Below are 739 nucleotides of genomic sequence, written 5' to 3'. Positions count from 1 at the left end.
TGCTGTCCAACACAGCCGTAAACACCAATAACGATACAGAAATAAGTTATAATGAAGCGGCCGCTTTTACAGGAACAATGGATGTTTCATTTAATAACATAGCAGATTTAACAGGTATTGAGGCTTTTGTTAATATTACAGGTTTAAATTGTAGAGACAATGCTTTAACAAGTTTAGATGTATCTGAAAATACAGCTTTAATATATTTATATTGTGACGATAATGCTTTAACAAGTTTAGATGTCTCTGCTAATACAGCTTTAACATTGTTATATTGTTACGATAATGCTTTAACAAGTTTAGATGTCTCTGCTAATACATATTTAGGAGATTTATATTGTGACGGTAATGCTTTAACAAGTTTAGATGTCTCTGCTAATACAGCTTTAATATATTTATATTGTGACGGTAATGCTTTAACAAGTTTAGATGTCTCTGCTAATACAGCTTTAACATGGTTATTTTGTTACGATAATGCTTTAACAAGTTTAGATGTCTCTGCTAATACAGCTTTAACAAGGTTATATTGTGACGGTAATGCTTTAACAAGTTTAGATGTCTCTGCTAATACAGCTTTAACAACTTTATATTGTGACAATAATGCTTTAACAAGTTTAGATGTCTCTGCTAATACAGCTTTAACAAGGTTATATTGTGACGATAATGCTTTAACAAGTTTAGATGTCTCTGCCAATACAGCTTTAAGAGGTTTATATTGTGACGATAATGCTTTAACAAG

1 pseudogene is annotated in these 739 nt (G+C 30.9%); it reads left to right on the top strand.

The window, feature by feature from the left end:
- A pseudogene (locus tag Q4Q35_RS01610) lies at positions 1 to 739 on the top strand (T9SS type A sorting domain-containing protein); the annotation flags it as partial.

The organism is Flavivirga aquimarina, assembly GCF_030540835.1.
GTDB lineage: Bacteria > Bacteroidota > Bacteroidia > Flavobacteriales > Flavobacteriaceae > Flavivirga > Flavivirga aquimarina.
This window is presented reverse-complemented; position numbering and strand designations above follow the sequence as displayed.